13 protein-coding genes are annotated in these 14,063 nt (G+C 61.5%); 3 read left to right on the top strand and 10 right to left on the bottom strand.

The annotated features are described in order from the left end of the window. Positions 1-176: 176 nt before the first annotated feature. Positions 177-3,719, bottom strand: coding sequence for a protein kinase (locus KY459_08650; protein MBW3564781.1), 3,543 nt, complete (start codon positions 3,717-3,719; stop codon positions 177-179). 364 nt (positions 3,720-4,083) lie between these two features. On the opposite strand from KY459_08650, the gene KY459_08645 reads away from it, so the two are divergent. Beyond that, on the top strand, positions 4,084-4,278 hold the full coding sequence (locus KY459_08645; protein MBW3564780.1) for a hypothetical protein: 195 nt from the start codon (positions 4,084-4,086) through the stop codon (positions 4,276-4,278). Between the two features lie 22 nt (positions 4,279-4,300). On the opposite strand, the gene KY459_08640 is transcribed toward KY459_08645, so the two are convergent. From KY459_08640 to pruA, 9 genes are all read right to left on the bottom strand, one after another. Continuing rightward, on the bottom strand, positions 4,301-4,771 hold the full coding sequence (locus tag KY459_08640; GenBank protein MBW3564779.1) for a DoxX family protein: 471 nt from the start codon (positions 4,769-4,771) through the stop codon (positions 4,301-4,303). Positions 4,772-4,844: 73 nt separating this feature from the next. Beyond that, positions 4,845-5,111: a DUF1801 domain-containing protein gene (locus KY459_08635; GenBank protein MBW3564778.1), complete on the bottom strand. Its 267-nt coding sequence runs from the start codon at positions 5,109-5,111 to the stop codon at positions 4,845-4,847. 21 nt (positions 5,112-5,132) lie between these two features. After that, the gene (gene gatA / locus KY459_08630) at positions 5,133-6,581 is read right to left on the bottom strand and encodes an Asp-tRNA(Asn)/Glu-tRNA(Gln) amidotransferase subunit GatA (GenBank protein MBW3564777.1); all 1,449 of its coding nucleotides are present in this window, start codon (positions 6,579-6,581) and stop codon (positions 5,133-5,135) included. Then, positions 6,578-6,856: an Asp-tRNA(Asn)/Glu-tRNA(Gln) amidotransferase subunit GatC gene (gatC, locus tag KY459_08625; protein MBW3564776.1), complete on the bottom strand. Its 279-nt coding sequence runs from the start codon at positions 6,854-6,856 to the stop codon at positions 6,578-6,580. The genes gatA and gatC overlap by 4 nt, the downstream gene beginning before the upstream one ends. Further along, positions 6,853-7,050, bottom strand: coding sequence for an Rdx family protein (locus KY459_08620; GenBank protein MBW3564775.1), 198 nt, complete (start codon positions 7,048-7,050; stop codon positions 6,853-6,855). The genes gatC and KY459_08620 overlap by 4 nt, the downstream gene beginning before the upstream one ends. 91 nt (positions 7,051-7,141) lie before the next feature. Continuing rightward, positions 7,142-8,509 carry an FAD-binding protein gene (locus tag KY459_08615; GenBank protein MBW3564774.1) on the bottom strand — a complete coding sequence of 456 codons (1,368 nt, stop codon included), beginning with the start codon at positions 8,507-8,509 and terminating at the stop codon, positions 7,142-7,144. 50 nt (positions 8,510-8,559) lie between these two features. Continuing rightward, on the bottom strand, positions 8,560-9,588 hold the full coding sequence (gene nadA / locus KY459_08610) for a quinolinate synthase NadA (protein MBW3564773.1): 1,029 nt from the start codon (positions 9,586-9,588) through the stop codon (positions 8,560-8,562). Positions 9,589-9,805: 217 nt separating this feature from the next. Beyond that, a complete protein-coding gene (locus KY459_08605) occupies positions 9,806-10,111 on the bottom strand; it encodes a Smr/MutS family protein (GenBank protein ID MBW3564772.1) in 306 nt (101 codons plus the stop codon). A 639-nt stretch (positions 10,112-10,750) separates the two neighbouring features. Then, positions 10,751-12,373 (bottom strand): L-glutamate gamma-semialdehyde dehydrogenase, encoded by a 1,623-nt coding sequence (pruA, locus tag KY459_08600; protein MBW3564771.1) that lies wholly within the window; start codon positions 12,371-12,373, stop codon positions 10,751-10,753. A gap of 95 nt (positions 12,374-12,468) precedes the next feature. Between pruA and KY459_08595 the strand changes: the two genes are divergently transcribed. Beyond that, complete coding sequence (locus KY459_08595; protein ID MBW3564770.1) at positions 12,469-13,347, top strand: alpha/beta hydrolase; 879 nt, start codon at positions 12,469-12,471, stop codon at positions 13,345-13,347. Positions 13,348-13,410: 63 nt separating this feature from the next. Further along, on the top strand, positions 13,411-13,935 hold the full coding sequence (locus tag KY459_08590) for a hypothetical protein (protein ID MBW3564769.1): 525 nt from the start codon (positions 13,411-13,413) through the stop codon (positions 13,933-13,935). Positions 13,936-14,063 lie beyond the last annotated feature (128 nt).

The raw sequence follows: 14,063 nt of genomic DNA, 5'->3' as shown, positions 1-14,063 counted from the left end.
GGCCGTTTTCGTGGTCCGAGTCGAGGGAACTCCTGTTTCGCTTATGCCGGTGATGTCGAGAATACGTCTTTGAACCCGCCTGATGACGTGTTCTGATCTGGATAGCACCCCCGGCTGCAAACAGGAACGGTGATCGTCGCATCGAACGGCATGTCCCTGCCCACACCGCCCCTCAATTACTGCCGGCCGAAACTTTCGAAATACTCCTCGGCAGTGGGCGGCTCAAATTCTTCCACGACGGTCCTCGCTCCCTGTTCACCGACCTCGATCTCGCGAGTGATCTCTCCATCACCACCCGGGCTGCTCATTCGAATCCGATAGGTCCCGGGGGGAACGCTCAGTGAAAGCGGCGTCGTGTCCGCGGATTCGAGGTAGTTGTTCCCGGCAGCGTCGGTCACTGCCAGCACGTTCGCCCACGGTAGCGCGTCGATCACGAGGTTCGGGCCCGTAGTCGCGACCACCGGATCCTGCGGCGGAGTCGCGATCTCGTCCTGAGAGGTGAGCTGCCACAATGCGATCCCGATCGCAATCACGAAGAGAAGGGCGACGACTCCGATCGCGGCGGGTTTCAGAGGAAATGCGGAGCGATCTCCCAGGGTGATGTCCGCAGGCGATCTCGGGAGAGGCACCTGCTCGGTCCTGCTGCTTTCAAGGCCTGGAACTGCCTGGGTCGGTTGCGACGTGCGAGCTGAAGCCGGCTGCGTGAGCGAGAACTGTCTCTCGCCCGTGACCGCCGGAACTGTAGGTCGCGCCTCCGCTTTTCGATCGAGCGATGCCTGTACCACCGTCTGAACCTGATCCGACCCGTCCGTTGCGGGATGAGGCTCTACCACCGTCTGTACGTCTTCCGGCGCCGGTTCGGCAACCGGCAATGTCTGCACGACGGTCTGCGTCTGATCGGATGGAGACGATTCGCGCGCCTTCTCTTCGAGAGCCGCTCGCGCGTTTCGCGCCTCTGTCGCGTGCGGGCCCTTCGGCCACTGTGCGAGGAAAGCACGCCATTGCTGCAGTCGATCTGCGCTCTGTGCTTCTTCGAATGCGGCTGCTTCCCGGTAAAACTCCCTGGCCTCTGCCTCGCGGCCGGAGCCGGAAAACTCTCGCAGGTAATGATCCCACGCTGCTGCGGTGGTGTTCCGCTGCGCCGCCTCCCATGCTTCCCGTTCCCTGCGCTCGAAATCGGCCTCGAGGCGCGCGAGCGCATCGCGAGCAGCGGCAAGCACCGCAGCGCTCCCCTCGGCGGCGACCCGCTCTTTCAGATCGTCGATCCTGCCCGCCGACTCGAGCTCATGAATCCGCTTCAGCTCTTCCGCTTCCGCATGCTCGAGCTCTCGCAGGCGCTGCGTCGCCGCGTCGGCGAACATGCCGCTCGGGTACGACTCGAGGAAGGAGCGTAAACCTTCGATGCCATCGACGACCGCTTCCCACGCACGAGCCTCCTCCAGATTCGTTCGGGCAGTCGCACTGTGGATGCCATCCGGAAACTCCTGGAGATACAACTCGAAACTTTGGGGAGATCGGCTGCTGCATGCCGCATCCCACGACATGTGATCGCGGATCTCACCGAGACGTGCCTCCGCGGTTCCAGCGTGCCGTCCACGCGGCCAATGGTTCAGATACTCCTTCAGTGCCGGCTCGGAGCCGGACGATGCTGCCTGCTTCCACGCTTCGAGCTCTCCGGCGAGCTCGGCAGCTTCGGCGGCCCGTTCCGACTCGGGAAACTCTTCAGCGAATTTTCGGAATCCTTCCACCGTGTCGGTCTCGATCGCCTCGGCGAAGCGCCGGTCGACCCGTTCGGCGTACAGAGCTTCAACTCGCTCGGTGGCCCGTGATGCGTGCGGGCCTTCCGGCCACCGGGACAGATATGCCCGCCACGCCTTCTCACTGTCGTGCCGGTTCGCCTCTTCGAACGCTTCGGCTTCGGCGATCCGCTCCTGCGCTTCCTGAAGCCGGTCGGAATGAGGATACGAATTGATGAATGCGGTCCAGACGTCTGCCGTACCCTCTTCTTCCGCCAGCGACCACGCCCTCTCCTCCTCTTCTCTCGCGCGAACGAGTGCATCGAGTCGCTTCTGGGCCTCGGGTGCGTGTGCACCTCCCGGCCATGAACCGAGGTATGACCGCCACATGTCTTCGGTGTCGATTTGCCGCGCCAGCATGAACGAGCGGGATTCGTCGCGGTTTTGCCGCGCAGCGTCGAGTCTGGCCGAGCCGGGATACGACTCGATGTACCGATTCCACGACGTTTCGGTTCCCTCGGCTGCTGCCTGCTTCCATGCTTCTTCTTCTGCTCGACGTTGCTCTGTGACCGCCTGTTCGACCCGCTCCAGCGTTTCACGCGCCATCCTTCCGATGTGCGAGTGCCGCGAGTGGGTGGCGGCAATTCTTTTCAGCTCCTCGACGTCATACGATTCCTCGAGTGATGCGAGCCGCGTCAGAATGCGAAGCTCTTCGACCCGGCTCCTCGCTTGCGCGACATGACGTCCTGCGGGATAGGATCTTAGATAGTCTGCATAAGCTTCGGCCGTGCCGAGCTCGTCTGCTTCTTCCCAGGCTTCCTCCTCCGGCCTCTGACGAGCCGTTCGGGCCTGAGGGACGCCGCCCTCACCTCGATGGGTCGAGGGTAGCGGCGTCACTTCTCTCAGGAGCACTTCTTCCTGATGCGAGGGAAGATCGGCGGCGATCTGCTCTCCGTAAACGTCCAGATCGATTTCGAGATTTTTCAAAAAGGGGCGCAGAGCCTGCGAAAACTCTTTTGCCGATTGATACCGCTGATCCCGGCGCTTCGCGAGCCCTTTGAGCAGGACGTCTTCCAGCTTTTCAGGAACTTGCAGCGAACGGTCGAGATCCGTGATCCGAGGTGCCGGCTCAGTGAGGTGTTTCACGGCATATCCCTGCGGATTGTGACTCGTGAACGGCGGAACACCGGCCAGCATCTCGTAGAGCACGACCGCGAGACAGTAGAGGTCGGCCCTCTCGTCGATCGTCTCGTCTTCATTGAGCATTCCGAGTTGCTCGGGAGATGCGTACTTCGGATTTCCCACGAACACACCGACCTGCGTCGCCTGTGTGAGGTCGGCCGGCCCTTCCAGTACTTTCGCGATACCGAGATCGATGATCTTTGCAACGGGTCGCTCGTCATGATCCAGAGTCAGCATGATGTTGTCAGCGGAGATGTCTCTGTGAAGGAGGCCCTTGCCATGGACATGGCGCAACCCGAACAGCACCTGAATCGCGAGGTGGAGTGTCAGATCGAGAGGAAAGCGCCCGTGGCGCTTGCTCCACTGCCTGATCGTGATGCCGTCGATGAATTCGGAGACGAGATAGTACGATCCGTCATGTGCGACGTCGAACTCGTGAACGATCGCGAAGTTGGGATGCTGGAGCCGTGTCGCGATCCGTGCTTCTCGGATGAACCGGCTGCGGAACGACTCATCCTCCATCAGCGACTTCTTCATCAGCTTGACGCAGCGGATGATCTCGAGGGTCTTATGGCGAACCTTGTAGACCTCGCCCATACCACCGACTCCGAGGAGGCTGATGACCTCGTACTTCTCTCCGATGAGGCTGCCGGGCGCGAGGCCCGCGACCCACTTCGGAAGCTCGGAGCCGCACATGCTGCACGATTGCTGTCCGCCTAGGTTGATCGAGCCACAGCTCGAGCATGAATTCGTTCCCGGACTTGCCGGATACATCGGTTGCTGGTGTCCGCCGATCGCCATTGCGGGTTAGACCTATTAGTGTCCGTAAATAAACCCTTGTTTACCTTCGCCTGGAGCGGGAAACTGCTTCATGTGAAGAGTGTCCGGTTCAGCGTCATCTTACAAAGTCGTACGCTTAAAAGCTATGCTTTCGCCTGTTCTACCGGGGCAGCGGGGGTCGAAAAGTGGGAGAAGGGGGGCGCGAAAGTGGGGCCAGTCTTCGGTTTTTCGGTCCGATCGACCCCGTGTGAAGTTTTGCGCCCGAATAGGGTGAAAGGTGGGGAGACCGGACGAAGAACGTCCAGACTCCGACCCCGCTTATGTCGAACCCCGGCATTGAGCCGGTCCCATTCCCTCTCCCCCGACGGAATGGTAGGATCGTTTCATGGCTAATACTTACGAATGCAAGCAGTGCGGAATGAGTGTCGACATGACATGCGGGAAGTGTGGAAAGAAGCTCGAGCACGACTCGATTCAGAAGGACGACGGGAGCAAAGTTGCGATCTCGAAGTGCCCCGAGGGACATGGAAAGATCAAGAGCCCGATGTGCTGCGCTCAGGACATGGTCTGCGTCGCCTGACCGTCGTAAGACGCGCAGTGCTTCAGCTCGTCGACTGACCGGACTTCGTTTTCAGGATCGGAGGCTCGTCGTCCGGTTCCTCGTGCATCCGTCCGCCTCGTACCGTTGCCCCGATCACCAGCGCCGCGCTGATGAGCACGACGTTCTTGATGATGTACTGTCCTTCCAACGTCGGCACGAACGGGATCAGCCGGAACGTCTCGGAGGGGAAAAAGAAGAGCGGCGTCACGGTCCCCAGCATCTGCGCCAGCAGGAGAAAGATCGTCAGCCGGAGCGCCACACCGAAGATCAACCCGAGACCGATGGCACATTCCCAGGCGGCCAGCACGGGGAGCGAGACGGCGGGGTAGACCAATCCCGCGGTCATGACCGAGATGGTCTTCGCCGCAAGGCTCTCGGCCGGACTCAGTCCGGGGAAGAATTTCAGAACGCCGAACCAGAGGAAGATCACTCCCAGACTCACCCTCAGGATCGGAACCCCGTTTTCCGCCATCCAGTGCGTGATCGCGCGGTCGACCCGGTCGAGCCGGCCCGGCAGACGATTTCCGTTTGTCTTCACGCGCAGATCATTTCACCAGGCCGGGGTGCTGTCCATCGGATGCGATGATGAGCTGGCAGAGGACATCCTGATCGACGTCGTCGAGACGCTTGATGTAAAGGCAGGACTGTCCGGTCTTGAACTTGCCCAGCTTCTTCATCAGCTCGTCGTATCGGCCGAAGCCGGCCATGATGTAGAGGGTGAGACTGGATTTTCTCGAGGAAAAGCCGGTCACCATCCAGTCGCCTTCGCGTCCGCTGTCGTAGACGTAGTGATAGCTGCTGAACCCGACGATGCTCTCGCCCTCTTCCGGGGGCTATGAAAGAAGCGGCGGGCGCCGGATGGCGTCGGTGGCGCGCTCGAACCAGCCGCCGATCTCGAACAGCTTCGCTTCGCCGAACGCCGGGCCGGTGATCTGCAGCGAGAGCGGAAGCCCGCCTTCGGTGAAACCCGACGGAATCGCGATCGCGGGGTGACCGGACAGATTCGCAGACGCCGTCATCACGTCGTTGAGATACATCGAGAGCGGATCGTCGATCTTCTCCCCGATCCGGAAGGCCGGTTCCGGTGTCGTCGGCGAGATGAGCGCATCGACTTTCGCGAGCGCTGCGTCGACGTCTCTCCGGATCCGCTCCCTTACACGCTGGGCCCGGCCGTAGTACGCATCGTAATAGCCCGACGAAAGCGCGAAGGTTCCCAGCATGATCCGTCGCTTGACCTCAGGGCCGAACCCTTCGGTTCGCGACCGCGTATACAACTCCTCGAGCGTGCCGGGCCGGTCCGAGCGGTGGCCGTACCGGACTCCGTCGTAGCGCGCGAGGTTGGCGCTCGCTTCGGCGTTCGCGATGATGTAGTAGGTTGCGATCGAGTACGGCAGCATCGGAATGCTCACCTCTCGGACCTCGGCGCCGCCGTTCCTGAGAGTCGCCAGGGAGCGCTCGAAGTTCTCCTTCACTTCGCCCTCGAGCATCTGAACGGCTTCCGCGATGACGCCGATCGTGACGCCTTCGAGATTTTCGACCTTCGAGGATCCACCATACGGACCGACAGCGACGTGCGCGCTCGTCGCATCGAGAGGATCGTGTCCCGCGATGACCTCGAGTACCAGCGCGGCGTCGTCCACCCGCTTGCCGAAGACCCCGACCTGGTCGAGGGACGATGCGAAGGCCACCAGACCCGAGCGGCTCACCCTCCCCCACGTCGGCTTGATTCCGACGATTCCGCACAGCGCCGCGGGCTGCCGAACCGAACCGCCGGTGTCCGAGCCGAGCGCGACCGGAGCCATCCTCGCCGCAACCGCGGCCGCCGAGCCACCCGAAGAACCCCCAGGGACACGCTCGAGGTCCCACGGGTTGCGGCATGGACCGAAAGCGGAATTCTCGTTCGACGACCCCATCGCGAATTCGTCGAGGTTGGTCTTTCCCGCAACGACCGCTCCGGCCGCGAGCAGGCGATCGATCACCGTCGCATTGCGCATCGGGCGGTAGTTTTCGAGCATCCGCGATCCGCACGTCGTACGGAAGCCGAGCGTCTCGATGTTGTCCTTTACGGCGACCGTCAGACCGGAGAGCGGCCCCGCAGGAACCTTCTCCAGCGCGGAGACCGTCCTTTCCGGGTCGCGCTCGAGAAAAGATCCGAGCGACGAATCGTGCCGCGCCGCATTCTGCAGGAACGCATCCGCGTAGTCCGCTCGCGACAGCTCCCCATTCGCCATCGCGCGAACCGCGTAGCGCACCGGCAGCTCGGTCAGCTTCTCAGAGCTCATCCGATCACCGGAGGAACGACGAAGAAGCCATTCCGAAAATCGGGGGCATTCGCGGCAATGGCATCGGCATCGAGCACAGATTCGACGACACGATCGTCGCGAGGCTCCATAGCCGCGATCTCATGGCCCTCGGGCTCCGCCGCCTCGAGCTCCCGAAGCTTGTCGATGTAGTCGAGGATCCGGCTGAGCTCGCCCGATATCTTCTCCAGCCCCTCTGCATTCAGCTCGAGCTTCGCGAGCGAGGCGATTCGCTTGACTTCCTCGACGTCGATCAACCGCTGGCCTCTCCGAGTTTCCGCATCGACGCGATCACTTCCGATTCATCCGGAAAACGACCCGTTTCATGCTTTGAAAAGATCAGTTCATCGTTTACTGAGACGTCGAAGATCCCATCCTTCCCCCGGACGAGCTTCGCTTCGACGCCGAGCTCCTGCTTGATTGCGGCCGCCAGACTGGAGGCTCTCGGCAGGTAGTTTCAAACGACGCAGTAATGGATGACGACATTCATTTTTCATCCTCCTTCTGGTTGTGCTCCCTATTGGAAACTCTTACACATGCTGTCATAAACCGAGAGTGCCGGAGAGGTAATCGTTGGCGAATCTCCCCGACGGATCGAACCGCCGCGCGGTCTCGACGAATTCGTCATATCTCGGATAGAGCCCGCGGAGGTCAACCGCTTCGAGCCGATGAAACTTTCCCCAGTGCGGTCGTGCGCCGAGCTCCCTCGCTAGCGTCCGTGCGATCAGATTGACCATCGCCGCAAAGTTCTCGAGCTCCGGACTGTACGAGAAAAGACTCAGCGAATACCACCATTGTTCCGCGGCGAGCGGAGCGGACATCGAGATCATCGTGTCGTCGTTCAGAACGCGCCGGAAGAAGATGGGGTAATGATGAGTCCAGATCCCTTCGATCCGTTTCGAGCCGGGGATCGCCGGGTCGGCGCGCCGCTCCCCTGCCGCGATCTCCAGAAGCGCTCGGACGAGGTCGACCGCTTCGTGAATGCGGTCCGGCGGAATCAGGAGCTCCATCTCGACGTGCCGGAACCAGTGATGATTCATCGTCAGGATGCGTTCGTTGTCATCGGCAACGACCACACCGGTGATGATCGCCTTCGGCACCACGCGTTTCAGGACACTCTTCGCCCCGGTCGTCCGAATCAGAAGCCAGAGCAGTGCGTGGAGACCGAAGTCCATGAACAGAGCGTTGACCCCCCGGCGAAACAGACGTTTGACCCAGCCGGAAGGGCGCTCGACGACGCGCCTCCGGAAGCTCGTCCAGGTCCATGCCCACGGCATCAGAATGAACTGCTGAAGCGGATACTCCTCCTCCCACGACAGGATCTCGTCGAGGGATTCCGCGTTCTCGAGAGATTCCTCGATCGAGAATTTCGGTACGACCTCGATCGTCACCTCGGTGATCACCCCGAGGGCCCCGAGGCTGCAGCGGACGGCTTCGAGGCCGGACCCCGAATCGATGACTCTCACCGATGGGACACCCTCACGGTCGAGCGTGATCATCCGAACCGCCGTGACGTACGACGAAAGACTTCGGGCGCCCGATCCGTGGGTTCCCGTTGCGATGGCGCCGGCGATCGTCTGCCGCTTGACCGCTCCGATTGTCGGAAGAGTCAGCCCCGCCGAATCGAGTGCGCGGAGGAGGTTCTCGATGGTACATCCGGCGCCGGCGTGAGCAACAGAACGATCACCTCTGCTCTCGACGCGAACGTCGTCGAACCGGCTCAGATCGAGCGCGAGCCCTTTCGTTTCGACAATCCGGTTCCAGGAGTGCAGCGATCCGAGCACCCGGAACGGCCGGTCGCGATTGTTTGCGAGCAGGTCGACAAGCTGGGCTTCATCGACCGGCACCTCGACGGAAGCCGGAATGAACGCGACATTTCTTCCGAAGTTCCAGACGGGAGAGCTGGCCATCGAGCCAACGATATCGAACCTTCAACCGAAGCCGGTGCATCCGCTTCCCGTCAGCCTTGTTCGCGCGCCACCGGGTCAGGCTCGTCGGCGGTCCGCTCCTGGATGTCGAACATCCGCCGGAGAGCGCGCTCAGCCGGGATCCGGATCTCCTCCGGCACCTCGATCCGATACTGAAGATTGGCGAGCGAATCGCGAACATCCTCGAGCGTGGTGACCTTCATGAACGTGCAGACCTTGCAGCCTTTCACGAACTCCTTGTCCGGTACTTCCATCGCCAGGCGATCCGAAAGCCCGCATTCGGTGACGACGAGGAACCGATCGCCATCGTTCTCCTTAGCGTAACGGACCATTCCGGAAGTCGACAGGACGGCGTCGGCGAGATCGGCGACGTCGGCTCTGCATTCGGGGTGGACGAGAATCCGGATCTCCGAATCTTCATCCCGGATCCTGCCGATCTCTTCCGGGGTGATCTGCTGGTGCACGTAACAGAATCCGTCCCACGGAATGATGTTCTTCTCCGGGACTTCCTCGGCGACATGAGCGGCGAGGTTCCGGTCGGGAGTGAAGAGAATGTTCTCGTTTGGAAGCGCCCGAACGATCTTTCCCGCATTCGCCGAGGTGCAGATGACGTCGGACAGCGCTTTGACGGCCGCGGTCGTGTTCACGTAGGAGACGACGGCCAGATCGGGATACTTCTCCCTGAGCTCCTCGATGCTCGCCTCGACCGCGTCGGCGGGAGCCGAGTCGGCGAGCTGGCAGCCGGCGAGAACGTTCGGCAGAAGCACCGTCTTCGAAGGATTGACGATCTTGGCGGTCTCCGCCATGAAGTGAACGCCGCAGAAGCAGATGACGTCGGCATCCGACACCTCGGAGGCCATCAGCGACAGCTCGAGTGAATCGCCGATGAAGTCGGCGACTTTTAGGATCTCCGGCCGGTAGTAGTTGTGCGCGACGATGACCGCGTTCTGCTTTTCTTTCAGCTCACGGATCTCGGCGTGGAGCTCTTCGAAGCGTGTGAAGTCGTCCTCGGTGTAGTCGTACGATTTGACGCGACGAAGATCCTCTGCTAGTGACGTCATCAATCCTCCTTCTCTCTTTATAATAGAAAAGAGCGCCGGGGAATGCCGCGGATTCAGGGATTAGGGGTTAGGGATTAGGGATTAGCGCAATGTCGGGATGGCGAGCGGACCCACTTCGCACGTGGGTCCTGGCTTAGGAAGGTTTTGTCCCCGCAGCCGACACTACGTACTGAATGGGCCGATCTGGCCGTGAAGCGCGAATGCTAATCCCTGATCCCTAATCCCTAATCCCTAAAGTCACGATCGTCGCCCCCCACTCTCCGCCGCCCGGACCGCCGTCGCGAAACGATTCGACGAAGTCGAGCTCCTCGAGCAGCGACCGGATGATCCGTCGCTGCACCCCGATTCCCTTGCCGTGGATAAGGCGGACTTCGCGAAACCCTTTTTCCCGAGCGCACTCGAGATAGTCGAGGACGACGTCGCGAATCTCCCGCGGTCGAAATGGATGGAGGTCGATGAAGTCCTCAATCGGAATCTCGACGACCTCGGGGAAGTCATCATCGGGTCGGTCTTCGTCGTCCATCGCTCTGACAATGGTATGGGATCGTGAATCACCGGTGCCGCTGACTGTGATTTTCTTTCATGAGCCGGCCCCCCGATCCTTCGCCGTCCTTCGGCGGCTCCAGGATGAACTAATGCTGGTTGATCGGCGCTCTGCTTGGTCTGACTGTACTTCCATGAGAGATCCCTCGCCCCCCGCCCGACCGCACGCTCGGGATGACCGGGACGGAGAAGCTTGTGACGTGACCGATCGTCCCGCCGTCTGGCTTCGAATGCCGCAGGTTACGACACCACACGCCGGTATTGACGCTTGAGATACATCCTTCCCCGCCCCGGTCGTCCCGAACGGGCGGCGAGCTTGCGGATTCGTTCCGATTCAGAGTATCGACGGGCGGGGCGTGAGGGACCTCCAGAACGAGTACAGTCAGGCCCAGCGAAGCGCCGACCCCACCTCGCCCTTTCTCCGGCGTAGCACGTGTTCATTTTCCGATCCCACGGGTCTTTTTCCCTGGTTGACGGCTCAGGATGACGAGTATTGGGATTTCGCGAGGGCAAACATACCTCCATGATCGTCCCTTTGCTGCAACGACACAACACTCGTCATTCTGAGCCCGGCGAAGCGCGGGCGGAGAATCCGGGCGGAGGCTCCCGAATCCCCGTTCTATTTCCCGAGGAACGGGTATGAAAAGTGGCGTGCGGGAACAAACGTCTCTTTGATCGATCGTTGCGAGGTCCAGCGGAGGAGATTGAGGTAGGAGCCCGCCTTGTCGTTGGTCCCCGAAGCGCGAGACCCGCCGAAGGGCTGCTGTCCGACGACCGCTCCGGTGGGTTTGTCGTTGATGTAGAAGTTCCCGGCGGTGTGTCGCAGCGTTCGCATCATCTCGACGATCGCATAACGGTCGCGCGCGAAGATGGCACCCGTGAGTCCGTACGGGGAGGTCGTGTCGCAGAGCTCGAGCGCCTCATCGATCTCGTCATCTTCGTAAACGTAAATCGTAAGGACTGGACCGAAGATCTCTTCCTTCATGAGCTTGAACTTCGGGTCCTTCGTGACGACCACCGTCGGCTCGACGAAGTATCCGGTGGAGTCGTCGCAGCCGCCACCGGCGATGATGTCCGCCCCCTCCTTCTTCGCGTGCTCGATGTAGTCTCTGATCGACGCGAAGGATTTCGCATCGATGACCGCGGAGACGAAGTTCGAAAAGTCGAGCGGCGAGCCCATCGAGATCTCATCGAGCTGCGAGGTCATCGAGTCACGAGCCTCGTCCCAGAGCGAAGCCGGGATGTACGCCCGCGATGCCGCGCTGCACTTCTGCCCCTGATACTCGAATGCCCCGCGAACGAGCGCGGTCGCGACCTCGACCGGATCCGCCGAGGGATGGGCGAAGACGAAATCCTTCCCTCCCGTTTCGCCGACGATGCGCGGGTAGGTCCTGTATCGGGCGATGTTTCCACCGATCCGCTTCCACATCGACTGGAAGGTCGCGGTCGAGCCGGTGAAATGAACTCCCGCGAGATCGGGATGATCGAGAGCCGGATCGCCGACGTCGGGGCCGTGGCCGGGAAGGAAGTTGATCACCCCGGGCGGGAGCCCTGCCTCTTCCATCATCCGGTAGAACCAGTAGCCGGAGTAGATCGCCGTTGATGCCGGCTTCCAGAGAACGACGTTACCCATCATTGCGGCGGACGTCGGGAGATTGCCGGCGATCGACGAGAAGTTGAACGGCGTCACCGCGAATACGAAGCCCTCGAGCGCGCGATACTCCACGTAGTTCCAGACGCCGGGCGAGCTCTGCGGCTGCTGGCGGTAGATGAATTCCATGTACGCGGCGTTGAAGCGGAAGAAGTCGATCATCTCGCACGCCGAATCGATCTCGGCCTGATGAACTGTCTTCGCCTGATTCAGCATCGTCGCGGCGTTGATCGTGTCGCGCCACGGCCCTGCCAGCAGGTCGGCCGCCTTCAGGAAGATGGCCGCGCGCGCTTCCCACGGCATCTCCGACCATTCCTCCCACGCCCGTTTTGCAGCCTCGACCGCCTGTTCGACTTCCGGCGCTCCAGCCTGGTGGAAGTCGCCGAGGACGTGCGCGTGGTCGAACGGACAGACGGTCTGATCGAGATTGCCGTTCCGGATCTCTTCTCCTCCGATGATGATTGGAATCTCGATCTTTTCGGACATCATCTCCTCGAGTTTTTTCTCGAGCGACGCGCGTTCCGCCGAGCCGGGCGCATACTCTCGCACCGGCTCGTTGACCGGAGTAGGAATGTTGACGATACCGTTCATCGAAGCCTCCAGCAGAGATGTGGGTCCGCTCGAGCCCGGGTCCGGGCGAGCGGTTCCAGCCTATCGCGCCGGCGGGCCGTTCCGCAATGGCCTCGATGATCGCCCTTCTTCGCGTACGATTCAGGGATGAAACTACGACCGGAACGATGGTGAGAAGGGTGCTGACGGCCATCGCAGGGCTCGTCGTCGTCGCAGCTGTCCTCTTCGGAGGTGCGACGCTGCTTCGGAAGACCTCCCTCTTTTTTCCCTATGCCTACCCTCAGGGTTTCTGGAACATGGACCAGCTCGTTCCGGTGCCGGAGGACGTCTGGTTCGAGACCGACGACGGAGTCCGGCTCCACGGCTGGCTCTTCCGCGCCCGGCCGGAAAAGGGCGCGATCGTCTGGTCCCATGGAAACGCGGGCAACCTGACGTTTCGAGCGGATGCAGCGGCGGAGCTGGCGCGCGCGGGACTGACGACGCTGGTCTACGACTATCGAGGCTTCGGCCGGAGCGACGGAACCCCGTCGGAATCCGCTCTCTACCTCGACTCGATCGCCGCGTACGACACCTTTGCAAAGCTGACCGATGCCCCGATCGCGGTGTACGGAGAGTCGATCGGAGGCGCCTACGCTGCCTGGATCGCCGCGAACCGACCCGTCTGTGCCGTCATCCTCGACTCCTCCTTCGCGTCGCTGCGTGAGGCCGCTCGCGCGATCTACGCTCCGCTGCGAGTCGACCTGCTTACCTGGGAGGGTCTCCGGACCGCGGAGTGGTCCCGCGATTCCGGTTCTCCCGTTCTCGTCATGCACTCGAGAAGCGACACGATTCTCCCGTTCGCCCTGGGCGAGCAGCTCCAGCAGCGGATCGGAACGTCGGCTTCGCTGTCGGTTTTCGAGGCGTCCGGGCATGGGACGCTGGCGTGGGATGAACGGGAGAAGTGGATGTACGAGGTGACTCGGTTCGTCGAAGCGAACTGCGGCGCCGATCGGTGACCGTCACAGATGCGTAACCAAATGCCTCCGCGTTCGTAATTAGAATACAGGAGGTTGCACAATATGAGATCTACCCTCGTGATCGTGGCCGCGCTGTTTGCGACGACCGGGTATGCTCATACCCCTGAAGAGGAACTGCAGGTCGTGCGCGTCGCTCTCAAGTATCACTTCGAGAATGCACAGACGCCAATCCGCGACAACACCATCGTCGTCGGACACGAAACCGAGGCGCTCGCGCCGAATACCCGCGACCAGAAGGCGCGTAAGGATTTCATCGAGCGAAACGAGGAGCGGATCGCGATCCTCCCCGACGGCCTCCCCCGCAACTTCGTCATCACTGACCTCTCCAAGTTCGAACGCGAGCGGGAGTTCGACTGGGAGAACTTCCTCTCGACGTTCCCCACTCCCTACGTGACGTTGAGGGTTGCCCGCCCCGGATTCTCCGATCCTGCTCACGCGGTCGTTCGCTTCGATCTGAAAACACCCGCTCAGGATGGCCCGACCCGGGTCACCTACCGGTTGGCCTACGAGAAGGGCGAATGGCGTGTTCTCGACGGCGGAAGCCGGTCGATCGAAGTCGAGCGCTGAGCTCCCCCTGCGGGCCAAATCTCCGTTTCCCTTTCAGTGCGACCTTTCGATCGTAATTGGGGCGTCGCGGGCTTCATCCGCCCCTGTCGCCATCTCGTGACCGCGTGTCGATTTCCCGGCTCCTGTAT

The sequence above is a fragment of the Acidobacteriota bacterium genome, from assembly GCA_019347945.1.
In the GTDB taxonomy this organism is placed as follows: Bacteria; Acidobacteriota; Thermoanaerobaculia; order Gp7-AA8; family JAHWKK01; genus JAHWKK01.
Note: the sequence above shows the minus strand (reverse complement) of the source record. Positions and strands in the feature narration are given on the sequence as shown.